At 70.3% G+C, this 23108-nt stretch carries 20 protein-coding genes; 13 read left to right on the top strand and 7 right to left on the bottom strand.

Going from position 1 to position 23108, the window contains the following annotated elements; all coding sequences use genetic code 11:
* Positions 1-51: 51 nt before the first annotated feature.
* The 3 genes from AB0M35_RS09855 (at position 52) to AB0M35_RS09845 (ending at position 4415) form a co-directional block, all read left to right on the top strand.
* A complete protein-coding gene (locus tag AB0M35_RS09855; protein WP_363743826.1) occupies positions 52-1056 on the top strand; it encodes a hypothetical protein in 1005 nt (334 codons plus the stop codon).
* A 36-nt stretch (positions 1057-1092) separates the two neighbouring features.
* Positions 1093-2646: a fused MFS/spermidine synthase gene (locus AB0M35_RS09850; protein ID WP_363743602.1), complete on the top strand. Its 1554-nt coding sequence runs from the start codon at positions 1093-1095 to the stop codon at positions 2644-2646.
* A gap of 71 nt (positions 2647-2717) precedes the next feature.
* The gene (locus AB0M35_RS09845; protein WP_363743599.1) at positions 2718-4415 is read left to right on the top strand and encodes a serine/threonine-protein kinase; all 1698 of its coding nucleotides are present in this window, start codon (positions 2718-2720) and stop codon (positions 4413-4415) included.
* Positions 4416-4482: 67 nt separating this feature from the next.
* Here AB0M35_RS09845 and AB0M35_RS09840 read toward each other — a convergent pair whose 3' ends face one another.
* Complete coding sequence (locus tag AB0M35_RS09840; RefSeq protein ID WP_363743596.1) at positions 4483-5154, bottom strand: TrkA family potassium uptake protein; 672 nt, start codon at positions 5152-5154, stop codon at positions 4483-4485.
* Positions 5144-6478 (bottom strand): potassium transporter TrkG, encoded by a 1335-nt coding sequence (locus tag AB0M35_RS09835; RefSeq protein WP_363743593.1) that lies wholly within the window; start codon positions 6476-6478, stop codon positions 5144-5146. Before AB0M35_RS09835 ends, AB0M35_RS09840 begins: the two co-directional genes overlap by 11 nt.
* 89 nt (positions 6479-6567) lie before the next feature.
* Between AB0M35_RS09835 and AB0M35_RS09830 the strand changes: the two genes are divergently transcribed.
* Positions 6568-6831: a glycerophosphodiester phosphodiesterase family protein gene (locus AB0M35_RS09830; RefSeq protein ID WP_363743590.1), complete on the top strand. Its 264-nt coding sequence runs from the start codon at positions 6568-6570 to the stop codon at positions 6829-6831.
* A gap of 142 nt (positions 6832-6973) precedes the next feature.
* The gene (locus AB0M35_RS09825) at positions 6974-7729 is read left to right on the top strand and encodes a phage Gp37/Gp68 family protein (RefSeq protein ID WP_363743824.1); all 756 of its coding nucleotides are present in this window, start codon (positions 6974-6976) and stop codon (positions 7727-7729) included.
* Between the two features lie 18 nt (positions 7730-7747).
* Here the strand turns inward: AB0M35_RS09825 and tcmP are convergent, their stop codons facing one another.
* On the bottom strand, positions 7748-8911 hold the full coding sequence (gene tcmP / locus AB0M35_RS09820) for a three-Cys-motif partner protein TcmP (protein WP_363743588.1): 1164 nt from the start codon (positions 8909-8911) through the stop codon (positions 7748-7750).
* A 232-nt stretch (positions 8912-9143) separates the two neighbouring features.
* On the opposite strand from tcmP, the gene AB0M35_RS09815 reads away from it, so the two are divergent.
* The 6 genes from AB0M35_RS09815 to AB0M35_RS09790 all read left to right on the top strand — a co-directional run bounded on the left by AB0M35_RS09815 (position 9144) and on the right by AB0M35_RS09790 (position 14762).
* The gene (locus AB0M35_RS09815) at positions 9144-9605 is read left to right on the top strand and encodes a tetratricopeptide repeat protein (protein WP_363743585.1); all 462 of its coding nucleotides are present in this window, start codon (positions 9144-9146) and stop codon (positions 9603-9605) included.
* 361 nt (positions 9606-9966) lie between these two features.
* The gene (locus AB0M35_RS09810; RefSeq protein ID WP_363743582.1) at positions 9967-11172 is read left to right on the top strand and encodes a substrate-binding domain-containing protein; all 1206 of its coding nucleotides are present in this window, start codon (positions 9967-9969) and stop codon (positions 11170-11172) included.
* Positions 11173-11174: 2 nt separating this feature from the next.
* A complete protein-coding gene (locus AB0M35_RS09805) occupies positions 11175-11918 on the top strand; it encodes an ABC transporter ATP-binding protein (protein ID WP_363743579.1) in 744 nt (247 codons plus the stop codon).
* Positions 11915-12745, top strand: coding sequence for an ABC transporter ATP-binding protein (locus tag AB0M35_RS09800; protein WP_363743576.1), 831 nt, complete (start codon positions 11915-11917; stop codon positions 12743-12745). The genes AB0M35_RS09805 and AB0M35_RS09800 overlap by 4 nt, the downstream gene beginning before the upstream one ends.
* The gene (locus tag AB0M35_RS09795; RefSeq protein WP_363743573.1) at positions 12745-13635 is read left to right on the top strand and encodes a branched-chain amino acid ABC transporter permease; all 891 of its coding nucleotides are present in this window, start codon (positions 12745-12747) and stop codon (positions 13633-13635) included. Before AB0M35_RS09800 ends, AB0M35_RS09795 begins: the two co-directional genes overlap by 1 nt.
* Positions 13632-14762: a branched-chain amino acid ABC transporter permease gene (locus AB0M35_RS09790; protein ID WP_363743570.1), complete on the top strand. Its 1131-nt coding sequence runs from the start codon at positions 13632-13634 to the stop codon at positions 14760-14762. The genes AB0M35_RS09795 and AB0M35_RS09790 overlap by 4 nt, the downstream gene beginning before the upstream one ends.
* Positions 14763-14835: 73 nt before the next feature.
* Here AB0M35_RS09790 and AB0M35_RS09785 read toward each other — a convergent pair whose 3' ends face one another.
* On the bottom strand, positions 14836-15633 hold the full coding sequence (locus tag AB0M35_RS09785) for a hypothetical protein (protein WP_363743567.1): 798 nt from the start codon (positions 15631-15633) through the stop codon (positions 14836-14838).
* 100 nt (positions 15634-15733) lie between these two features.
* Between AB0M35_RS09785 and AB0M35_RS09780 the strand changes: the two genes are divergently transcribed.
* Positions 15734-17875 (top strand): RecQ family ATP-dependent DNA helicase, encoded by a 2142-nt coding sequence (locus AB0M35_RS09780; RefSeq protein WP_363743565.1) that lies wholly within the window; start codon positions 15734-15736, stop codon positions 17873-17875.
* 258 nt (positions 17876-18133) lie between these two features.
* A complete protein-coding gene (locus AB0M35_RS09775) occupies positions 18134-19108 on the top strand; it encodes a hypothetical protein (RefSeq protein WP_363743563.1) in 975 nt (324 codons plus the stop codon).
* 26 nt (positions 19109-19134) lie between these two features.
* Here the strand turns inward: AB0M35_RS09775 and AB0M35_RS09770 are convergent, their stop codons facing one another.
* The 3 genes from AB0M35_RS09770 to AB0M35_RS09760 all read right to left on the bottom strand — a co-directional run bounded on the left by AB0M35_RS09770 (position 19135) and on the right by AB0M35_RS09760 (position 22719).
* Positions 19135-19551, bottom strand: a complete 417-nt coding sequence (locus AB0M35_RS09770) for a helix-turn-helix domain-containing protein (protein ID WP_363743561.1) — start codon at positions 19549-19551, stop codon at positions 19135-19137.
* A gap of 120 nt (positions 19552-19671) precedes the next feature.
* Positions 19672-20868, bottom strand: coding sequence for an SAM-dependent methyltransferase (locus AB0M35_RS09765; RefSeq protein ID WP_363743559.1), 1197 nt, complete (start codon positions 20866-20868; stop codon positions 19672-19674).
* A gap of 144 nt (positions 20869-21012) precedes the next feature.
* Positions 21013-22719 (bottom strand): DEAD/DEAH box helicase, encoded by a 1707-nt coding sequence (locus AB0M35_RS09760; RefSeq protein WP_363743557.1) that lies wholly within the window; start codon positions 22717-22719, stop codon positions 21013-21015.
* Positions 22720-23108: the final 389 nt, after the last annotated feature.

The raw sequence follows: 23108 nt of genomic DNA, 5'->3' as shown, positions 1-23108 counted from the left end.
CTCACCGGGGGGGCCGGCGGACGACGAAAGGATGCTTTCGTGCGCAGGTCCATGCCCGTTCGGCGGCGCTTACGGCAGCCGCTGATCGCACTGCTCGCCGCCATGGCGTTGCTGTTCGGTGTCGGTGCCGTGCCGGCGTACGCCGAGCCCAACGAGGGGGGCAGCAAGAAGCTGCGGGACACCCTGGAGGCCACCGCCAAGGCGCACATCGAGGCCAAGCGCAAGCTCGACGGCTCCAAGAAGCGCCAGAAGCAGATGGCCAAGGAGTTGTCCGAGTTGGAGGGGCGGCTGGACGAGCTGAGCCTGATGGTCGGTGAGGTGGCCGCGCAGTCGTACCGGATCGGCCGGCTGAGCGCCGCCGCCGCGCTGCTGGACAGCGGCAGCCCGGAGGCGTTCGTGCAGCGGGCCGCCAGCCTCGACATGATGGCCCAGCGCGATGGCCGCCGGGTACGTGAGCTGACCGAGGCCCGCGAGCAGACCCGGCAGGCCAAGCTCGCGATCAACGCCGAGGTGCGGGAGCAGACGAAGCAGCTCGCCGTGATCGCGAAGAAGAAGAAGGAGACCGAGGCGGCGTTGGCCGCGGTCAGCTCGGGTAGCAGCGGCGGCTTCAGCGGCGGCAGTTCCACGTCGGCCCGGCCCGCGCCGCGCAACTCCGACGGCTCCTGGCCGTCCGAGTCCTGCTCGGTGAACGACCCGACCACCTCCGGCTGCATCACCCCGCGCACCCTGCACGCGCTCCAGCAGACCCAGGCCGCCGGCTACAAGCGGTACGTCTCCTGCTTCCGCAGCGGTGGCTCGGGTGAGCACCCCAAGGGTCGGGCCTGTGATTTCTCCGCCGCCACCAACGGCTTCGAGAACCGCACGGCCACCGGCGGTGACAAGGCGTACGGGGACAGCCTGGCCGCCTGGCACGTACGCAACGCGGACCGGCTCGGTGTGTTGTACGTCATCTGGTACCGGCAGATCTGGCATCCAGGCACCGGCTGGCGGGCGTACGGCGGCAGTGGCAGTCCCGCTGCCGACCACACGAACCACGTTCATCTCTCGATGTACTGACCCGCGGCCGCCGCAGCGCTGCGTACCATCGCCACGATGAACTCTCCATCGCCTGACGTCACGGCACCGACCGCGCCGGACGAGCCGGCAGCCGCCCGGGCGCTGCCCAACGGGCTCGCCGCGTTCCTGGTCTTCTACTCCAGCGGTGCCGTCCTGGTCCTGGAGACCGCCGCGTTGCGCCTGGTCGGGCCGTACGTCGGGGTGACGCTCCAGGTGACCAGTTCGGTCATCGGCATCGCGCTGGCCGCCATCGCGTACGGCGCGTGGGCCGGCGGCTGGCTGGCCGACAGGCGCAACCCACGCACGCTGCTGGCGCCCGCGCTGGTGCTCTCCGGCATCGCCACCGCGATCACCCTGCCGGCGGTGCGGTACGCCGGTGAGGTGCTCCAGGGAGGCACCGCCAGCGCCATCCTGCTGCTGGTCGCGGTCGCCGTGTTCGCGCCCGCGATGCTGCTGTCGGCGGTCACCCCGCTGGTGGTCAAGCTCCAACTCGCCGACCTGCGCCGCACCGGCCAGGTGGTCGGCCGGCTCTCCGGCATCGGCACGCTGGGCGCCGTCACGGCCACTCTGGTCACCGGCTTCGTGCTCGTCGCCGCGCTGCCCAGCACGGTCATCCTGTTCGGGTTGGCCGCTTCGCTCGGGATCACCGGGATCGCTCTCGGCGTGTACCTGCACCGGCAGGACCGGGCGACGCTGCCCGGCCCGGCCCGGGTCAAGGCCGCGCTGGCGGTGCTCGGCCTGGCTGGTGCCGGGTTGACGATGGTCGCGCCGAACCCGTGCGACGTGGAGACGGCGTACCACTGTGCCCGGGTCGAGGCGGATCCCGGCCGTGAGACCGGGCGGACGCTGCTGCTCAACTCGGCCCAGCACTCGTACGTGGATCTCGCCGACCCGAGGCACCTGGAGTACGCGTACACCCGGTGGATCGGGGCGGTGGCGGACGTGATCGCTCCCGAGGGGCAGCGGCTCGACGCACTGCACCTGGGCGGGGGTGGGTTCACCATGCCGCGCTACCTGACCGCCACCCGACCCGGCACCGACAACCTGGTCTTCGAGCTCGACGGCGGGCTGGTCGACCTGGGCGAGCAGCACCTCGGCGTACGCCAAGGGCCGGATCTTGAGGTGATGGTGGGCGACGCCCGGCTGTGGACGGCCCGGCAGGGGACCGACAGCCGGGACTTCGTGGTCGGCGACGCGTTCGGGCATCTGGTGGTGCCCTGGCACCTGGCCACCCGGGAGATGGCCGCCGACATCCGCCGGGTCACCCGGCCCGGTGGGGTGTACGTGCAGAACGTCATCGACTACCCGCCGCTGCGGTTCATCCGCAGCGAGGTGGCCACCGTCGCCGCCGAGTTCCGGCATGTCGCGTTGATCGCCCCGCCGGAGGCGCTGGCCGGCGAGCGGGGCGCCAACTTCCTCATCGTCGCCTCCGACGCGCCGTTGCCGCTGGCCGCGCTCCGTGCCCGGCTGGACGCGGACAACGAGCCGGTCAGCCTGCTCAGCAGCGGGGACCTGACCGACTTCGTCGGTGACGCGCTGGTGCTCACCGACGACTACGCCCCGGTGGACCAACTGCTCGCCACCGCCTGATCGGGTGACATCCTTGACCGAATCCGCTCAGAAAGGTGTAGCCGGGTTCGCTTCGGGCAACAAGGCCGACCATGGGTGCAGAGGTACGCAGGGGCGCGCAGCTGCTCGGTGAGCGGTACCGGCTGATCGAGCAGCTCGGCACGGGCGGGATGTCCGTGGTCTGGCGCGGCTACGACGAGGTGCTCGGCCGGCAGGTGGCGGTCAAGGTCCTCGCCTCCCGGCTGGCCAGCGACCGGGCGTTCCGGCACCGGATCCGCAGCGAGGCCCAGGCCGCGGCCCGGCTCTGCCACCCCAACATCACCAACGTGTACGACTACGGCGAGTCCCAGCAGGTCGGGCTGACCGTGCCGTACGTGGTGATGGAGCTGATCGACGGTGCTCCGCTGACCGCCCGACTCGCCAGTGTGGGCACCCTGCCCTGGCGGGAGGCGGTGGCGATCGCGGCCGAGGTCGCCTCCGCGCTGGCCACCGCACACGCCCGCGGCGTGGTGCACCGTGACGTCACCCCCGGCAACGTGATGCTCACCCCCACCGGCGTGAAGGTGGTCGACTTCGGCATCTCGGCGCTGGTGGGGGAGAGCGAGAAGGGTGCGGACGGCACCCTGCTCGGCACGCCCGCCTACCTCGCTCCGGAACGCCTCGACAACGGCCAGGTCAGCCCCGCCACCGACGTGTACGCGGTGGGGCTGCTGCTCTACCGGATGCTGACCGGCCGGCTGCCCTGGCAGGCGGAAACCACCACGCAGATGCTGCGGGCGCACATGTACCGCGAACCCGAGCCGATGCCGCCGGTGCCGGAACTGCCGGCCGGGGTGGCCGAGCTGGTTCACCGCTGCCTGGCTAAGCGGCCGGCGAACCGGCCCGGCACGGCCGAGCTGGCCCGAACCCTCGCCGAGGCGATCGGGAAGCTGCCCAGCGTGCCGGTGCCGTCGGCCGACCAACGAACCGATCCGATGCTGCTGGCCAGCGCCGGTACCACGATCCTGTCCTGGTCGGCGGCGACCGACGCGTTGCCGCTCGTCGGTCTGCGTACCGGCCGTCGGCTGGACCGCCGACGCCGGGCCGAGGCGGCGGTGGCCGCCGTCGCGCTGATGGCCGTCACCGCGGCGGTGTGGGGGGTCACCTCGCGCAGCCCGGCCAGCGGCGGCATCGACCAACCGACCCAGGCACGGATGGGCGGCGAGCAGCGGATTCCGTGCCAGGTCTCGTACGCGTTGCGCAAGGATTCCGGCAAGGACTTCACCGCCGAGCTGAGCCTGACCAACACCGGCGACCGGGAACTTCGGGACTGGACGGTACGTTTCGCCTTCCCGGGCGAGCAGCAGGTGACCGATGCGAGCCCGGCGCCGGCCCGTCAGCGGGGGCACGCGGTCGCGGTGCAGGCCGCCCCGGAGCGTCCCGCCCTGGCACCCGGTGCCACCGAGAAGCTGCGCCTGACCGGGACCTACACCGGCACGAACCCGCTGCCAGTCGAGTTCCGCCTCGGTGACGTGCTGTGCGGGGTGCAGGTGTCCGGCATCGCCGGCAGCGCACCGACTCCGGCGCAACCGGTGAAGGCCGCCGCTGACAAGGCCGGTTCCGGCGGCTCGGACAAGCCGAAGAAGGCCAAGCCCGGGAAGAAGGCCGAACCGGGGAAGAAGGACGGCAAGAAGGACGCGCCCGGAAAGAAGGAGCAGCCGGCCAAGGGCACCGCGGCGAAGGGGAAGCCGGAGAAGACCAAGGCGGGTAAGCGGGGCAAGCCGAAGCCGCCCCCCGGTAGGAGAGGCTGAGGGTCGGCTCGACAGGGGCACCGGAGGCGATCACACCGGCGCGGTCGGTCAGGTGGGGTCAGGTGGGTCAGGACAGCGAGGCGAAGGCCTGGACCTGCTCGATGGTGCCTTCGACGATGACGATGTCGTCGGGGCCGAGTTCCAGGCCGTCGGACACGAAGTGATACCGCTGCTCGCTCGGCGACTTGATCCCGATGATCCGTACCCCGTAGCGGTCGAGCAGTTGTTCCTCGCTCATGCCGCGTCCGGCCAACGGTTCGGGTACGTGCATCTTCGCGATGGCGAAGGCGTCACCGAACTCCATGAAGTCGAGCATCCGGCTGGCGATCAGGTGGGCCAGCCGCTCGCCGGTCTCTTTCTCGGGGAAGATCACGTGGTGGGCGCCGACCGCGGCCAGGATCTTCGAGTGCTGCATCGAGGTGGCCCGCGCCCAGATCTGCGGCACGCCCAGTTCGACCAGCGCGAGCACGGTGAGCACGCTGGACTCCACCGAGGCACCGATGGCCACCACGACCCGGCTCAGGTCGGCCACCCCGAGTTGACGCAGCGCCTGATCGTCGGTGGAGTCGGCCTGCGCCACCTGATCGAGCTGAGCCGACCACTTCTGCACCCGCCGGGAATCGTGGTCGATGGCGAGCACCTCGTGACCGAGGGCGCTGAGCGATTCGGCCAGGCGGGAGCCGAACCGGCCGAGGCCGATCACGGCGATGCCGCCCGAGTCCGGGTTCTTAGCCGACAATGGGTTGCTCCTCCGGATAGCGGTACAGCCGATGACGTGTGTTCAGGGCGATCGCCGAGCCGAGGGTGAGCGGCCCGACCCGGCCGACGTACATCAGCACGGTCAGCACGAGAAGGCCGCTGTCGGCCAGGGCCGACGTCACGCCGACCGAGAGGCCGGTGGTGCTGAACGCCGAGGTGACCTCGAACAGCGCCGCGTAGAACGGCACCTGGTTGGTCAGGGCGATCAACAGGGTGGTGCCGCCGGCCACGATCGCGACGCTCAGCAGGGCGACCGTGAGTGCCTGCCGCTGGCTGGCGGTGGCCACCCGACGATGCCCGACGGTGACGTCCGGCTCGCCCCGGAGCTCCGTCCAGATCACGAAGGCGAGCAGGAAGAACGTGGTGACCTTGATGCCTCCGGCGGTGCTCGCGCTGCCACCGCCGATGAACATCAACCCGGTCAGCAGCGGATAGCTCTCCTCCCGCAGCCCGGTGGTGGGCACCACCTCGATCCCGCCGGTACGCGACAGTGCGATCTGGGTGAACGCGGCGAGTACCTTGTCGCCGACGGCGTACGGGCCGATGGTGCGCGCGTTGCCCCACTCGATCAGCAGGAACGTCAGAGAACCGAGGACGACCAGGGCGACGCTGCCCCAGATGGTCAACTTGGTGGCGACCGCCCAACGGATCGGCTGGCGCCACTCGCGGACCGCCTCGAACAGGGCCGGGAAACCGAGCCCGCCGACGATGCTGCCCAGTGCCAGCGGCAGGCTGACCCACGGGTCGCGGGAGAAGGCCAGCAGACCGTGGGGATAGAGCGAGAAGCCGGAGTTGTTGAACGCCTGGACGGCGTGGAAGCCGGCCGACCACAGGGCGCGGCCGAGCGGATAGTCGTAGCCCAGCCAGAGCCGTACGGTGACGATGGCCGTCATCGCCGCCTCGCAGGCCAGCACCGTCCCGCCGATGCCCAGCAGCAGGCGACGGAGGTTGCCGATCCCGTACTCCAGGGTCTCCGCCTGCACCAGCATCCGGTTGTGCAGGCCGAGCCGCCGGGAGACCGTCAGGATCACCAGTGCGGCGCCGGTGAGGATGCCCAGCCCGCCGATCTGCGTGAGTGCCGTGATCACGATCAGGCCGGGGGTGGACCAGAAGTCCGGGGTGTTCACCGCGGCCAGCCCGGTGACCGAGATCGCCGAGGTGGCGGTGAACAGGGCGGTGAGCAGCGGCGCCGGCTCGTGGCGGATCGTCATCGCGGGCAGCATCAGCAGGCCGGTGCCGATTGCGATCGCCACCAGGAAAGCGAGCGGCACCAGCCGTACGGGGTGACGAAGTAACCGGCGCACCAGACAATCTTCCGATTTCACATGTTCTCGAACCGTGGAAACCAGAATCCCGAGGATGCCGACGGCCCGGCGCGAACAAGAATTCGATCGTGCCGCGTGACTCCGCCGGCAAGCTGCTCGCCCCGACCACGGTCGTGCGGGACGCGCACAAGGAGAAGCTGATCGTGCATGCCTGGACGTTCCGGGCGGAGAACCAGTTCCTCTCGGTCGACCTCCGCATCGGCACCGACCCGAACGCCCGTGGCGACATCCAGTCCGAGTACGAGTTGTTCTACCGCCTCGGCTTCGACGGCGTCTTCACCGACCACCCCGACACCGCAGTGGCCGCCCGCGCCGGCCGACCCCACCGCTGATCCACCCTTGCCGGCCCATCACCTCGGCCCGGGGTGGCGAGCCGTCCGATAGGTTGACAGATATGGCCCGACACGCGTGGCGATCCTTCACGTACGTACGGTTGTTCGACAGTATTGGCGCTTCGAGTGGGAGGAGAAGCGCGTGGCAGACAAGAGCGCCATCGAGTGGACAGAGGCGACCTGGAATCCCACCACAGGTTGCGATCGAATCTCGACCGGCTGCGACAACTGCTACGCGATGACGCTTGCGAAGCGCTTGAAAGCGATGGGCTCGGCGAAATACCAGACCGACGGCGATCCGCGTACGTCCGGCCCGGGGTTCGGTGTGGCCCTGCACCCGGAGGCGCTCGACGTGCCCCGTCGCTGGCGTGAGCCCCGTACGGTCTTCGTTAACTCGATGTCCGACCTGTTCCACGCCCGGGTACCGCTCAGCTACGTGCAGCGGGTGTTCGAAGTCATCCGCGAAACGCCATGGCACACCTACCAGATCCTCACCAAACGGGCCGCTCGGCTGGCCAAGCTCGCGCCGCACATCGACTGGCCATCGAACGTCTGGATGGGCGTGAGCGTCGAGAACGACAGCCAATGTGTCCGGGTAGATCATCTGCGTGCGGTGCCGGCGGTGGTGCGCTTCATCTCGGCCGAGCCGCTGCTCGGCCCGCTGCCGAGTCTCGATCTCGACGGGATCGACTGGTTGATCGCGGGCGGCGAGTCGGGGCCGAGCTGCCGCCCGATGGAGCCGGCCTGGGTGACGGACCTGCGCGACCAGTGCAGGGGCTCTGGAACGGCCTTCTTCTTCAAGCAGTGGGGCGGGCGGACTCCGAAGGCAGGCGGCCGGGCCCTCGAGGGCCGCACCTGGGACGAGTTGCCCGAGCCGCGCCTGCCCGTGGTCGCATGACACTGCTCGACCGCAGGCTCAGAGCCGGCAGATCGGCGATTTCCAGAAGTCACCGATGCCCTTGTGATCGATCAACCCGCGCTTGTACAACGACTTGACGGCACGTCGAGCGTGCCTCTCCCAGGCCTGCCCCAGGACGTCCGCATACACCTCGGACACCTGATCGGCGAGCCGTACCTGCTGCGACTCTTTCAGTAGGCGGAAGATGTTGCGTTCGATGATCGCGGAGATGCGGGGCATGGTCGCGCTGATGTGGCGTTCACGGTCGAAGGGCGTCATGCCGCCGAAGAGAGTGTCCGGTCCCATCCGGCTGTTGTAGTGCTCCTCCTCCAGATCGAGCCCGGCCTGCCCGAGCGCGTTGACAAAGTGCCAGGCCCCGTCGGGGTGCGTGGTGAAGAGCGTGAGGACATATTTCGGAGCTAACTCGGGGCGAGGACGGACGGGCATGGCGATCGCCCTGAACGTGCTGCCCGCGGTGAGCCGTTTGTCGTACTCCGCACCGACCCGCAGCGCGATATCGGTCGCTCGCTCGTCATCGTTCTCACGGCCGACACTGGCGAAGTGTTCCTGCCACCAGTCGCCACCGAGAAACCTGGTGAGATGGTTGGCCGTCTTCTGGTGATCCAGTGCGAGGTGGCCGCTGCGACCACGAGCCGCCTGGACCGCCCGGCCCATGCGAGCCACCGCTGACACGCTGAAATGCAGGAGCACTTCCGTGGGGCGACCAGATGCCCGGCCGAGTAGCTTCGAGCGCACTAAGTCGAAGTCCAGGGCGAGCCCGAAAGGGTCCAGGAACGCGAAGAGAGAGGCACCGCGGGCAATGGTCAGCACCTCGGGCAGGTGATCGGCGACATCTCCCTGCCGCAGGAAGCGTTGGGTCGTACCGCCCTTCGCCGCGAGCACCTGTTGCAGGTTGGCGAAGTGGTCCGGATTTTGCTCCACGAAGAAGAGCGTCACGTTCCGGAAGTCCCGCACCGTGTCTGCGCAACGAGACAAAAGAAGAGGCGAGCCCGCCTCCTTGCCGTCGTCGTATTCGCCGCGACCGGCGTAGCCGTCGAGGAAGACGACGGGATTGCCCTGGCCAGTCTTCGAGGCGAAGATAACCGGGTAGCGCTTGAGGATGCCGTGTTTCAGCACGGCGGCTGCCTTCCGAGTGGTGAAGAAGTCCTCGTTCGCAGACAACGCACCCTCCCTATCGGAATCACCAAAGGTGAAGTGACGGTAGCGGAGGGTGTGAATGAATGTACTTCTCTCGTCCCGCGTGGTGCGTTGTATTGTCCGCTAACAACGGGTTCACCCAGGCAAGACGGCCCCTGTCGTCTTGCCGGATGTCCGTGATCCGACAGCTCTGCTGATGCTCTTCAAGCAAGTACGATCCATGTGATCGTCGTCAGCGGGGTCGACAGGAGAGCTGATGGTCACCGATGCAACGCTTGCCCTCATCAACGAAGGGGTGCAGTTGCATCATCAAGAAGGTCAGCGTGAGGCCGCTCGCGACCTGTTCGCACAGATCTGGAACGAGATCGGCGGGGAAGGCGGCGACCCCTTGCACGTGTGCGTTCTCGCGCACTCGATGGCCGATGTGCAGGACGACGTCCACCAGGAGTTGCTCTGGGACCAACGGGCGCTGGCCGCGGCCGACCAACTCACCGAGGCTCGGGTCGCCGAGGCTGGGGTGGCATTGCCGGTGGCCGGTCTGTATCCGTCGTTGCACCTCAACCTAGGTGAGTGCTACCGCAAGCTCGGCGATTTCGACCGGGCCCGTGTGCACCTCCAGCACGCAGAGGCGGGGATCGGCGCGCTCGGCGACGACGGCTATGGCCGGCTGATCAAGGACGGACTGGACCGCCTGGCCAAGCAACTGGCTTCCGACTGAGAGAGGCCGGCAGTAGGGCGGTGGGAGGCCCTCCGGCTGGGCATGTAGTGATCGACACCAGATCGTCGGAACGGCGGCATCTGGCCCGGGAGGATGCCACCATTCCACCGAAACGGAGTCGATCAAGGATGCGTGGGGCGGGCGCGGCGTGTCCGGGGTCGACACATAGGTGGGCGCGGGGATGGCGGTGGTGGCCGTCGGAGGGGCGGGGGCGGGTGACCCTCGCCCGGCACTTGTAACAACCGGCCACTCCATGCTGGTTACTTGTGTGTTTCCGCCACATAGCCCGTGGGTGACGTCACTTCTAGCGTGAGCCGACACATAAGGTTTCTCTCCCTCTGAGTCCTCACGTGGAGTCGCAATGACGGTCCGGACGACACGGCGGGTGTTCCTGTCCGCCGCAACGATGATGGCCGCGGCGATGGCCGCCACGGCCTGTGGCAGCCCGCAGGACACCGCCAACGGCGGTGGCGACAGCGCCGCCCCGGTGAAGGTTGGCCTGGTCTACTCCCAGTCGGGAGCGCTGGCCAGTTACGGCAAGCAGTACATCGAAGGGTTTCGGGCTGGTCTGGACTTCGCCACCGGCGGCACCAACAAGGTCGGTGACCGGGCGATTGAGATCACCGAGGTCGACGACGCCGGTGACCCGGCGAAGGCGGTCTCCGCGGCCAAGGATCTGATCGGCAAGGGCAACAAGATCATCGCCGGCTCGACGGCGTCCGGTGTGGCGCTTCAGGTCGCCCCGATCGCCGCCCAGAACAAGGTCCTGTTCATCTCCGGTCCGGCTGCCACCGACGCGGTGACCGGCGCGAACAGGTACACGTTCCGCTCCGGCCGGCAGTCGTACCAGGACGTGGTGACCGCCAGGTCGTTCATCGGTGACCCGACCGGCAAGAAGGTCGTGGTGTTCGCCCAGGACGGTGCGTTCGGCGACGCCAACGAGGCGGCGGTCAAGGCCGTCATCGGGGGTGCCGGGGCGACCGTCAGCGCCGTCCGGGCGCCGGCCAGTGCCACCGAGTTCACCCCGTTCGCCAGCCAGATAAAGTCCGCCAAGCCGGATCTGCTCTTCGTCGCCTGGGCCGGCACCACCGCCCCGGCGATGTGGCAGACCCTCGACCAGCAGGGCGTACTCACCTCCACCACGGTCGTCACCGGCCTGGACATCCGCGCCTCCTGGCCCACCTTCGGCGCGGCCGGCAGCAAGATCTCTTTCCTGTCGCACTACTTCGACGGGGCCAGCGACACCGAGGCGGCCAAAGCCGCGAAGGCGAAGATCCCCGGCGGCATCCTCGACCTGTTCCACCCGGACGGCTTCGCCGCCGCGCAGATGGTGGTCCGGGCCGCGCAGGAGGGCGGCGACGACGTCGACAAGATGATCACTGCGCTGGAGGGCTGGAGCTTCGAGGGCGTGAAGGGCACCATGACCATCCGCGCCGAGGACCACGCCCTGCTCCAGCCGATGTACCAGGCGAGCCTGACCGGCAGCGGTGACGCCTTCACCGCCACCGCCCAGCAGGCGCTCGCCGGTGACGAGACCGCCCCGCCGGTCCAGGCGATGAAGGGCTGAAGATGCTCGCCACCCGCGGTCTGACCTGGCGGATCGGTGAGGTCGCCATCGTCGACTCCGTTGAACTCGACCTGGCGCCCGGGGAGTTCCTCGGCGTGATCGGGCCCAACGGCGCCGGCAAGACCTCACTGTTCAACCTGATCACCGGCCTGCGCCGGCCCACCGAGGGCCAGGTCACCCTGGACGGGCAGGACATCTCCACCCTGCCCCCGCATCGGCGGGCCCGGCTCGGGCTGGGGCGTACCTTCCAGGCGTCCTCGGTCTTCGGCTCGCTGAGCGTGCGGGAGAACGTCCGGCTCGCCGTGCAGGCACACCGCGGGGGCTCGATGAAGCTGTGGCGGCGGGCGGCGGCCGACCGGGAGGTGGCCGCCGCCGCCGACGCGGCGCTGGAGCGGGTCGGCCTGGCCCACCGGGGTACGGCGTTGGCCGGCACCCTCGCCCACGGCGAGAAGCGCAAGCTGGAGATCGCGCTGCTGCTGGCCGGCGAGCCACGGGTGATGCTGCTCGACGAGCCGATGGCCGGGGTCAGCGCCGAGGACGTGCCGGAACTGGTCCAGGTCATCCGCTCGTTGACCGGCGACAGCGGTCGGTCGGTGCTGATGGTCGAGCACCACATGGACGTGATCCTCGAACTGGCCGACCGGATCGCCGTGATGCACCACGGCGCCCTGTTGGCCTGCGACACCCCGGAGACGGTGATGGCCAACCCGACGGTGCAAGAGGCATACCTGGGGGAGGAGTTGTGACCGAGCCGGATTCGCGAGCGCGCACCGTCGAGCCGGTGTTGACGGTGGAGAAGTTGTCCGTCCGGATCGCCGGGCTGCACATCCTGCAAGGGGTGTCGTTCACGGTCGCGCCGACGGGGGTCACTGTGCTGCTCGGCCGCAACGGCGTCGGCAAGACCACCACCCTGCGGGCCGTGGTCGGGCTGACCCCCCGCAACGGCGAGGTGAGCGGCACGGTCCGGATGGGTGGGCAGGGCCTGCTGACCCAACCGACCCACCGGCTGGTCCGTGGTGGGCTCGGCTACGTGCCGGAGGACCGCTGTGTCTTCGCCGGACTCACCGTCGCGGAGAACCTGCGGCTCGCCGAGCGGCGGGGCAGCGCTGCGGCGTACGACCGGGTGTTCGCACTTTTCCCCGAGTTGCAGCGGCGGGCCCGGCAGCGGGCCGGCTCGCTCTCCGGCGGGCAGCAGCAGATGCTCGCCATCGGTCGGGTGCTGCTCAACGACAACCGGCTGCTGCTGGTCGACGAGCCGACCAAGGGTTTGGCGCCGAAGGTGGTGACCGAGGTGGCCGAGGTGTTGGCCCGGGTCGCCGAATCCGTGCCGGTGCTGCTGGTCGAGCAGAACCTGGCCGTGGTCCGGCGGCTGGCCCGCGACGCCGTGGTGCTGGCCGCCGGCCGGGTGGCCTGGACCGGCGACGCGCAGCAACTGCTGGCGGAGACCGAGCTGACCAGGTCGCTGCTCGGCGTCGGCTCGGCCGACAGCCACCACCACGCCGCCACGGCGGCGAAGAACTCGGCGCAGCAGCAGGCCGTCGCACCGGCCGCAGCGCGGAAGGACGGCCACTGATGGACGCGGTCATCCTGTTGACGCTGACCGGACTGGGTCTGGCGGCCCTCTACTTCCTGGTGGCCTCCGGCCTGTCACTGGTCTTCGGCCTGGCCGACGTGCTCAACTTCGCGCACGGGCTGTTCCTCGGCGTCGGGGCGTACGCCACCTGGTGGGCTGCCGGGAACCTGCCCGGCGCCGGACCCGACGGGTTCGGCTTCGTGGTCGCGGTCGCCTTCGGGGTGGCCGCCGGCACGCTGATGGCGGTGCTGGTCGAGCTGGTGCTGATCCGGCCGCTCTACTCCCGCACCATCGAGCAGGTGCTGGTCACCGTCGGTCTCTCCCTGGCCGGGGTGGCGTTGTTGCAGGCCACCTGGGGTGCCGATGCCCGGCCGTTCCCGCGTCCGGAGTGGACCCGCCAGGTGACGACAATCCTCGGTGCGCAGGTGCCCAACGGGGGGTTGCTGCTGATCGTCGCCGCACTGCTGGTGCTCGGCGCGATCCTGGCCTTCCTCCAGTGGACCCGGTACGGCCTGATCATTCGGGCCGGGGTGGAGAACCGGGAGATGGTCACCGCGCTGGGCATCGACGTCCGCAAGGCGTTCACCCTGGTCTTCGCCATCGGCGGCGCGGCGGCGGCGCTGGCCGGCGCGTTGGGCAGTGTCTACTTCGGCACCGTCTCGCCCCAGCAGGGCGGCTCGCTGCTGATCTTCGCGTTCATCGTGGTGGTCATCGGCGGCATGGGTTCGGTGATCGGGTCCGCGTACGCGGCGGTCGCGGTCGGGCTGCTGCAACAGTTCGTCAACTACTACGGCACCTCCGGGCTGGGCGACATCTGCGTGGTCGCGCTGCTGGCCGTGGTGCTGCTGCTGCGCCCGCAGGGCATCGCCGGAAAGGTGGCTACGGCATGACCGAGGTCAAGAGTCCCGAGGTAAGGGCGCCTGCGGCGGCGGTGCCGTCGGAGTCGGTCGCCGAGTCGACCCGCTGGTCCCGGCTGCGCCCGTTCCTGCCGCTGGTCGTGCTGGCCGTGGCGCTGCTCCTGCCGTACTCGACGCTGCACCTGCCGGGCATCTTCGAGGGCGCCCTGAACTCGCCCGGCACGCTGCAACTGCTCGCCGTCTGCCTGGTCTTCGGCGGTCTGGCGGCCGGCTACGACCTGCTGTACGGGCGGACCGGGATGCTCTCCTTCGGGCACGCCCTCTACTTCGCCGCCGGGGTGTACGGCACCGACATTCTGATCACCCGGGCCGGGCTGCCGCTGTGGCAGGCCGCGCCGCTGGCGATCGTCGGCGGGACGATCCTGGCCGGTCTGATCGGTGCGGTGGCCCTGCGTACGGTCGGCATCGCCTTCGCCATGGTGACGTTGGCCTTCGCCCAGGTCGGGGCGATCCTGGTGGCCCGCGACTTCGGTGGGCTCACCGGTGGCGAGGAGGGGCTACCGCTGGACGTGGCCGGGGTGCCGTCCGGGCTGGTCGGCGTGGCCAACACGGTCAACCTGTACTGGCTGGCGTTGGCGTACCTGGTCGTGGTGGTCTTCGTGGTGCACCGGGTCAGTGGTTCGCCGACCGGGCGGGTGCTGGCCGGGCTGCGCGACGACGAGCGGCGCATCGGCGTGCTCGGGCTCGACCCGTACCGTTTCAAGCTGGTCGCCTTCACCCTGGCCGGTGGCCTCGCGGCGGGGGGCGGGGTGGTCTACTGCCTGATCGTCGGCGGCGCCTCGCCGCACATCACCAGCAGTGAGCTGACCCTGTCGCTGCTGGTGATGGTGGTGCTCGGCGGCCCCGGTACGCGCTGGGGTCCGGTCCTGGGCGGCATCCTCTACATGTACCTGGACCACCGCCTGATCTCGGTGGGCAGTTCGGGTGCCATCGACGCGCTACCGGCCTTCCTCAGCCGCCCGCTGTCCCAGCCCCTCTTCGTCCTCGGCACCGTCTTCATTCTGGCCGTCTACTTCTTCCCCGGCGGCCTGGCCAGCCTCGCCCCCCGCCTGACCCTCCTGCGCAACTCCCTGCACCTCGGCGACCGCCAGAAGCGTTGATCAAGAAGTTTGCGTCACCAGATGAGCCGAACTGGACGCAAACTTCTTGATCAACGCGCAGAGGTGGGGTGGGTCAGCCGTTGAGCAGGTCGTAGGCGGCGGTGGGGGCCTGCTGGGCCTGGGTGTCGGTGAAGGCGACGACTGCGGGGGTGGTGCCGTAGTCGGAGTACTCGACCACGTACTCGGACGCCTTCTGCTTGCCGGCTGCGGGGATCTCCAAGGTCAGCGAGGAAAGGTTGCCGTCCGCGCCGACCACCGCGCTGAGCGGGAGCTGCCCGGACGCGTCGCCGAGCGTGGCCACGCCCTCCAGCGCGGCCACCAGATCCGGCTGGGTGGACAGGTCGAGTACACCGGTGTAGGTCCCGCCCTCGCCGGCCTGGATGTCGGTGGCGGCGCGAATGATCACCTCGGCGTTGCCGGGGTCGGTGCCCTGGTAGGTGGGCAGGGTGTCCGGGCTGTCGACCTTCGTCGGGTCCATCTCCATCCACTTGGTGGGCAGCTTCATCAGCCTCTGGATGTCCTTCGACCCCTTGAAGTTGACCTTCATCCAGGTCCGTGAGTCGACCATCCGGAAGGACATCTCCAGGGTGAAGTCCTTGTCCTTGGTGACGGTCTCGATGTCCATGCCCCGGTTCGCCGGATCGATCACGCCGGAAACGTCGCCGGAGGTGTCACTGGTGGTGAAGCGGAAGGCCGGATCCTCGTCGGTCGGCACCGCCGCCAGCAGTTCCTGCTTCGGGTCCGGCGGCGGGGGAGCCGCCTCCGGCGAGTCCTTGTCGTCGCAGCCGGCCACCAGAGCGGCGGTGAGCAGGGCGACCACGGTGGCCGCGATCCGCCGGCTCGCGACGGTGGTGCCGGTTCGCTGTGTCATCTTGTCCTCTCTCACTGATCGAACGGCATCGTATGCCAGCCGGTCGGGTCGCGCCGGAGGGCGTGACGGTCCGTACTGACTGCGCTGGTAGAAAGGCTGAATGAGCCAGGAACGCAGCATGGTCCGGGACAGCGCCGAGGAGGTGCTGCGGCGGCTGGCCGGCAACCACGCCCGACTCCGCGAGGACCAGTGGCGGGCGATCGAGGCGCTGGTGGTCGACCGGCGGCGGGTGCTTTGCGTGCAACGTACCGGGTGGGGCAAGTCGGCGGTCTACTTCGTGGCCACCGCGCTGCTGCGCGACCGGCCCAGCCCCGCCGGACCGACCGTGATCGTCTCGCCGTTGCTGGCGCTGATGCGTAACCAGGTCGAGGCCGCCGCCCGCGCCGGCATCCGGGCCCGCACCATCAACTCCGCCAACCTCGACGAGTGGGACGAGATCACCGCCGAGATCCACGCCGGGTCGGTGGACGTGCTGCTGATCAGCCCGGAACGGCTCAACAATCCGGACTTCCGCGACGGTGTACTGCCGAAGCTCGCCGCCACCACCGGCCTGCTGGTGGTGGACGAGGCGCACTGTGTTTCCGACTGGGGGCACGACTTCCGGCCGGACTACCGCCGGTTGCGTACCTTCCTCGGCAACCTGCCCGAGCACACGCCGGTGCTGGCCACCACCGCCACCGCCAACGCCCGGGTGACCCAGGACGTGGCCGAGCAACTCGGCACCGAACTGGCCGCGCAACGGCCGGACGTACTGGTGCTGCGCGGCAGCCTGGACCGCGAGTCGCTGCGGCTGGCCGTACTCGACCTGCCGACCCCCGCGCACCGGCTCGGCTGGCTCGCCGACCACCTGGACCAGTTGCCGGGCTCGGGCATCGTCTACACGTTGACCGTCGCGTCGGCGACCGAGACCGCCGAATTCCTGCGGAGCCGGGGCTGGTCGGTGGCGGCGTACACCGGGCAGGCCGAAGACGCCGACCGTCGCGCCGCCGAGCAGGACCTGCTCGACAACAAGATCAAGGCGCTGGTGGCCACCAGCGCGCTCGGCATGGGCTTCGACAAGCCGGACCTCGGGTTCGTGGTGCACCTGGGCGCCCCACCCTCACCGATCGCCTACTACCAGCAGGTCGGCCGGGCCGGCCGGGCCGTCGAACACGCCGAGGTGCTGCTGCTGCCGGGCGCCGAGGACGTGGCCATCTGGCGGTACTTCGCCTCACTCGCCTTCCCGCCGGAGGACCAGGTACGCGCGGTGCTCGCCGCCCTGCACACCGACCGCCCGCTCTCCACCCCGGCCCTGGAACCACTGGTCGACCTGCGCCGGGCCCGTCTGGAGATGATGCTCAAGGTGCTCGACGTCGACGGCGTCGTCCGCCGGGTGCGCGGCGGCTGGCTCGCCACCGGCGAGCCGTGGGTCTACGACGCCGACCGGTTGCGCCGCGTCGCCACCGCCCGCGTCGCCGAGCAACAGGCCATGCTGGAGTACGCCTCGACGACCGGTTGCCGGCTGCGTTACCTGCGCGAGTGCCTGGACGACGCCGAGGCGACCGGCTGCGGCCGATGTGACCGGTGTGCCGGGCCACTGTTCACGCCGGAGGTGTCACCGATCGCGCTGACCGCCGCGCAGACCTTCCTCGGTCGCCCCGGCGTGCAGATCGCACCGAAGAAGCTCTGGCCGACCGGGCTGGAGGCGGTCGGCGTACCGCTGAAGGGGCGCATCGCCCCGGCGGAGCAGGCACTTCCCGGCCGGGCCGTGGGCCGGCTCTCCGATCTCGGTTGGGGTGACCGGCTGCGTGGCCTGGTCGGGCCCGGCACCTCCGACGGGCCGGTCCCCGACGATGTGGCCGCCGCCGTCATCGAGGTGCTCAAGGCGTGGGCGCACGGCGACGACCCCTGGCCCAGCCGCCCGGTCGGGGTGGTCACGGTCGACTCGACCAGTCATCCGGCACTGATCAACTCACTCGCTGAGCGAATCGCCGCCGTCGGACGGATACCGCTGCTGGGCCGGGTGGCCGTCGCCAGCCCGTCCGGTGCCCCGCGTGGAAACAGCGCCCAGCGGGTACGCGCCCTGCACAACACCCTCACCGTCCCCGGCCCGCTCGCCGCGGCCCTCCCCGGGCTGACCGGCCCCGTCCTGCTCGTCGACGACCTGGTCGAGACCGGCTGGACCCTCACCATGGCAGCCCGCGAACTCCGCCGAGCCGGCACCCCCGCCGTCCTCCCCCTAACCCTCGCCCTCTCCCCCTAACCCACCCCCACCCCCACCCCCACCCCCACCCCCACCCCCACCCCGCCCCGCCCCGCTCCCCGCCCCGCTTCCCGCGATCTTGCACTTTCTGTCGGGGCATAACGGTCAAAAGCCGCATCATGGCGACATGAAGTGCAAGATCGCGGCGGAGGTGGGGTGGGGGTGAGGGGGAGGTGGGGTGGGGGAGGGGGAGGGGGTGGTGGTTACGGTGGGTGGGTGCCGGGGGAGCGGGAGGGGAATGTGGCGGTGCTTGGGTCGGTGCGGGGGGATGAACAAGCGGCTGAGCAGGGTGCCGGGGAGGTTGGGGTCGGCGGCGGTGCGGCGGGGGGCCCGGATCGGAGCACCCTGCGGCTGGCGCTGGTGGTCGGTGGGCTGGTGCTGGCCGTGCTGCTCGGTTTCGGGCTCGGCCGGATCAACAGCGGCGGGGCCATGGCGGCGGGCGGATCGCTGGACAGCGCGTTGAACGGCCACACCCACGCGCCGGGGACCGGTGCCCATTCGCACGGGGCGGGACAGGCGGAGGCGGCCGAGGCGGGCGGCCTGGCGGTCAGTCGTGCCGGCTACACCCTCACTCCACGGTCGGCCGAGTTCGCCGCCGGCCAGACCGGTGAGCTGCGGTTCCAGATCCAGGACGGGCAACGCCGGACGGTGACCCGGTTCGCGGTGGTGCACGACAAGCCGATGCACCTCATCGTGGTACGCCGTGACCTGACCGGCTATCAGCACCTGCACCCGAGCATGGCGGCCGACGGCACCTGGTCGGTGCCGTTGACCTTGCCGCAGCCGGGCGTCTGGCGGGCGTACGCCGACTTCACGGCCCTCGCCGACGACGGCCGGCAGACCGCGACGACCCTCGGCGTGGACCTGGTCGCGCCGGGTGAGTACGCGCCACGAGACCTCCCCGTCCCCGCGGCCAGCACGACGGTCGACGGCCTGACCGTGGGCTACCAGGGCAACCCGGAGCCCGGCCTGACCGTGCCGGTGAGCTTCCGGGTCACCGCTGCGGACGGCAGCAGCCCGAAACTGGAGCACTACCTCGGGGCGTACGGCCACCTCGTCGCGCTGCGCGAGGGTGACCTCGGCTACCTGCACGTACACCCGGAACCGGAACTGGTGGACGGCGCGATCCAGTTCTGGCTGACCACCCCCGGACCGGGGCGGTACCGCCTCTTCCTGGACTTCGCCACGGGCGGTGCGGTGCGCACCGCCGAGTTCACGGTGCTGGTGCGGTAACCGGCCGAGTCCGGACCGGGCGGCGGTCAGCCGGCGCGGCGGATCGGGCGGCGGGCGAGGTAGCGCAACAGGTCACGGATGTGGTGTTTCTCCTCGGCCGGCACCGTGGGATCGGCCAGCCGTTGCAGGATCACCCGGACGTCCGCCTCGACCGGGCCTTCACTGCCACGTCGCGACGGCCCCGAGCCGGTGTCCGGCAGGCCGAGCGCGCGGAAGGCCGCTGCGACCGGCAGGTCCAGGGCGGAACAGAAACCACGGACCTTGGCCAGTTCCGGGTAGTCCTGCCAGTCGCCGGCCAGCCAGCGGAAGACGGTGGAACGACCGACTCCGGTGTGCGCGGCCAGGTCGGTGACCGTCCACCCACGTTCCTCGCGGGCGTCGTCGATAGCCCGACGCACGAAGCGCGCGAACGCCATCTGCGGCGATATTTCTGCCGAACCCATCAGGTGGGTCTTCCCTCCCGACCGGCACCCGACGGTGCGTTCTTCGAGACTAGTACGGGATGAGCCGGAAGCAATTGACTGACCGACCAGACAGTCTCGGTGGCGGGACCGAACCCGTCCCTAATGACTCGCTGTGGCCGGGTTGAGCAGGGTTTCCAGCCGGGGTGTGATTCGCCACTGCTCGACCAGCTGTCGATATTCCGTACGCTGCTCGTCGGTGGGGACGGCGTCCGTGCGCCGGGCTCGGATGAGCAGGTTGCGCGGGGTATGCGCGGAATCCACGAACTCGACCACCTCGGCCCGGTAGCCGTGCAGACGCAGCAGCCCGGCGCGCAGCGCGTCGGTGAGGACGTCCGCGAAGCGCTCCCGCAGGATGCCCTGCCGGGTCAGCATTCCGTACGGCGTCGGCGCCCCGCCGGCGCGAAGTTGTGCCGCCACGTCGTGATGGCAGCACGGCGCGGCCAACACCCACCGCGCGCCCCAGCGCACCGCTCGGGCCAGCGCCTCGTCGGTGGCGGTGTCGCACGCGTGCAGGGCGAGTACGAGATCGGGCGCCGGCTCGACGGCGGCGTCGGCGATGGTGCCGGCCACGAAACGCACCCGATCCGCCCAGCCGAGCCGCTCGGCCAACTCGGTGTTGCGGCGGCGCTGATCCTCGCGTACGTCGACGCCGACCAGGTCCACGTCCAGGCCGTGCTGGGAAAGGTAGCGGTACGCGGTGAAGGTCAGGTAGGCGTTGCCGCAACCGAGATCGACCACCCGCAGTGGGCCGGTCAGCCCGCTGGGCAACGTGGCGACCAGCGCTCGGAGGAACGCGTCCACCTGTCGGCGCTTGGCGGCCGAGCCACCGATCTCGACGAAGATCGGGTCACCGGGGTCGAGCAGGTACTCCTTGGCCCGGTCGTGCCCACCCGGCACAGCGGCGGTCTGCTGCTGGCCGTCGGGCTGGTCACCGCTGGCCCGGACGGGCTGCGCCGCCGCGCGGTGCACCTGCGCCTCACCCGACTTGGTGACCCGCAGTTGCAGGGTGCTGTTCGCGGTCTCGACATGCCAGTTGCCGAACGGCTCGGCCAGCAGCGCCTCGACCGCCGCGTCCGACTCCGGGCCCGGTGCCACGTTGCGGGTGTACGGCCGCACGCCGTCGGAGGTGGCGATCTGCAACCGGGGACCGGCCTTGAGCACAACCGGCCGTAGCTCGGCCCGGACCACCGAAGGACGCTGACCACGCCGCCGACCGGCGGCCACGGCTCGGGTCAGCCCGGAACCGAGCAGCATCGAGCGGACCTCGGCCAGGGCAGCGTCCAACGGTTCGGGCATGACTCCATCTTCCATGTCGATCTGGTGCCACTCGGCGACCTGGGCCGCGATGATCCGCGCGGCGCGGGTACTGCGAAGTCGCCGGACAGGGCCGGACACACGGCCGCACCGCCCGACGTGGACGGTGCGGCATGTGTGAGTGGGTCAGTCGGTCGTTTCGGCTGCCGTACCGGCGGCGGATGCGGCGCTCCGGCGGCGTCGGCGGCGACGGGGTCGCGCTGCCTCGCCCCCGGTGCCCTCGGTGCCGGTGCTGCTCTCGACTGCGATGGTGTCGCCGGCCGAGTTGGCTGCCTCGACGACACCGGCAACGACCTCGCCGGCCCGGCGGCGACGGCGACGGCGGGGGGTACGGCCGCTGCCCTCACCGGTCAGTTCGGCGGACTCGGTGGTCTCCGGCGCGGTGTCGCCGTCCTGACGGGACCGGCCTGCGGCCCGCCCGCGACTCTCGCCCCGACCAGAATCGCTGCGTCCACCCTCGCCGCGTCCGCGCTCCCGGCGGTGTCCGCCGCGCGACTCGCCCCGGCGTGACCGGCCGCCGCCCAGGTCCTCCTCGACCTCGGCGGACAGCCCGGCGCGGGTGCGCTCGGCGGTCGGCAGAGTGCCGGTGACCTCGGTCGAGATGTGCAGGTCGGTGTAGAGGTGCGGGGAGGTGTGGTACGTCTCCTGCGGTTCGGGCATGTCCAGCCCGAGAGTCTTGTCGATGATCCGCCAGCGGGGCATGTCGTCCCAGTCGACGAAGGTCACCGCGACACCGCTCGCGCCCGCCCGGCCGGTGCGGCCGATGCGGTGGGTGTAGGTGTCCTGGTCTTCCGGGCAGTCGTAGTTGATCACGTGGGTGACGCCGGTGACGTCGATGCCCCGGGCCGCGACGTCGGTGGCGACCAGGGTGTCGATCTTCCCGGCGCGGAAGGCCCGCAGGGCCCGCTCGCGGGCGCCCTGGCCGAGGTCACCGTGTACGGCGGCGACGGCGAAGCCGCGGAAGTCGAGATCCTCGGCGACCCGGTCGGCGGCACGCTTGGTCCGCGTGAAGATCATCGTCAGGCCGCGGCTCTCCGCCTGGAGGATCCGGGCGACGATCTCGACCTTGTTCATCGAGTGGGTGCGGTAGACCAGCTGCTCGGTCTGCGGCGACGGGCCGGTCTCCGCGGTGTGCCCGGCGTGGATCGTGATCGGGTGACGCAGGAACCGCCGGGACAGCGTCACGATCGGATCGGGCATGGTCGCCGAGAACAGCATGGTCTGCCGGTCCTCGGGCAGCATCGCCAGGATCCGCTCGACGTCGTCGAGGAAGCCTAGGTCGAGCATCCGGTCGGCCTCGTCCAACACCAGTGCGCGTACGCCGTGCAGGCGCAGGTGCTTCTGCTTGGCGAGGTCCAGCAGGCGGCCCGGCGTGCCGACGAGGATCTCCACGCCCTTACGCAGCGCCTCGACCTGCGGCTCGTACGCCACGCCACCGTAGATCGGCAGCACGCGTACGCCGCGGGTGCGGCCGGCGGCGGCGATGTCCTTGGCGACCTGGATGCCCAGCTCACGGGTGGGTACCACGACCAGCGCCTGAGGCAGACCGTCGCCACCCTCGGCGGGTGCGAAGACCCGCTCCAGCAGCGGTACGCCGAAGCCGAGGGTCTTGCCGGTGCCGGTCGGGGCCTGCCCGATCAGGTCGGCGCCGCGCAGCGCGATCGGCAGCGCGTACTCCTGGATGGCGAAGGCGCGGGTGATGCCGGCCGCGGCCAGCGCGTCGACGGTCTCGGCGCGGGCGCCGAGCTCGGCGAAGGTCGGTGCCTCCGGTCGGACCGGGGCGGTGGGGGCCAGTTCCTGGCCGTCTGTGAGGTCTTGAGTCAGCTCACTCATATGGATTTGGGGGTGCCCTCTCGTGGGTGCGCCCCGTCATGTCCTCAGGGCGCGTTCGGTATGGCGCGGGCCACACGGTCGGCGGCAGAAAGCCGAGCGGACCGGGCCGCACGCGCGCCGTGGGTCGGACTTCGACTCGGGGTCGACCGCGACTCGGGATGGAATGCCACCCCGTATCAACTGCGACTCCGGCCGGATCGGCGCCTACGGCAACTCCTCCATGCTACCTGAACGGGCCATACGCCGTCCTGATTCCGAGCCGGCAAGCGTCACCGGGCAGACTCATGAGTGATGTGTATCACCAGCTCGTCGCTCTGTCGACCGATTCGGGGCGGCGTTAGCGACCTGCCGCACATCCCGCTGCGTCCCCGTCGGGCGGTAATCTGCGC

The sequence above is a fragment of the Micromonospora sp. NPDC051196 genome (assembly GCF_040682415.1).
Lineage (GTDB): Bacteria > Actinomycetota > Actinomycetes > Mycobacteriales > Micromonosporaceae > Micromonospora.
The sequence above is the reverse complement of the archived record's forward strand: the minus strand, read 5'-3'. Positions and strand labels throughout refer to the sequence as shown.

Coding starts and splice junctions, on each gene's coding strand:
- AB0M35_RS09855 (WP_363743826.1), top strand. CDS start 52: ATGCCCGTTCGGCGGCGCTTACGGCAGCCGCTGATCGCACTGCTCGCC.
- AB0M35_RS09850 (WP_363743602.1), top strand. CDS start 1,093: ATGAACTCTCCATCGCCTGACGTCACGGCACCGACCGCGCCGGACGAG.
- AB0M35_RS09845 (WP_363743599.1), top strand. CDS start 2,718: ATGGGTGCAGAGGTACGCAGGGGCGCGCAGCTGCTCGGTGAGCGGTAC.
- AB0M35_RS09815 (WP_363743585.1), top strand. CDS start 9,144: ATGGTCACCGATGCAACGCTTGCCCTCATCAACGAAGGGGTGCAGTTG.
- AB0M35_RS09810 (WP_363743582.1), top strand. CDS start 9,967: ATGACGGTCCGGACGACACGGCGGGTGTTCCTGTCCGCCGCAACGATG.
- AB0M35_RS09805 (WP_363743579.1), top strand. CDS start 11,175: ATGCTCGCCACCCGCGGTCTGACCTGGCGGATCGGTGAGGTCGCCATC.
- AB0M35_RS09795 (WP_363743573.1), top strand. CDS start 12,745: ATGGACGCGGTCATCCTGTTGACGCTGACCGGACTGGGTCTGGCGGCC.
- AB0M35_RS09790 (WP_363743570.1), top strand. CDS start 13,632: ATGACCGAGGTCAAGAGTCCCGAGGTAAGGGCGCCTGCGGCGGCGGTG.
- AB0M35_RS09785 (WP_363743567.1), bottom strand. CDS start 15,633: ATGACACAGCGAACCGGCACCACCGTCGCGAGCCGGCGGATCGCGGCC.
- AB0M35_RS09780 (WP_363743565.1), top strand. CDS start 15,734: ATGAGCCAGGAACGCAGCATGGTCCGGGACAGCGCCGAGGAGGTGCTG.
- AB0M35_RS09770 (WP_363743561.1), bottom strand. CDS start 19,551: ATGGGTTCGGCAGAAATATCGCCGCAGATGGCGTTCGCGCGCTTCGTG.
- AB0M35_RS09765 (WP_363743559.1), bottom strand. CDS start 20,868: ATGCCCGAACCGTTGGACGCTGCCCTGGCCGAGGTCCGCTCGATGCTG.
- AB0M35_RS09760 (WP_363743557.1), bottom strand. CDS start 22,719: ATGAGTGAGCTGACTCAAGACCTCACAGACGGCCAGGAACTGGCCCCC.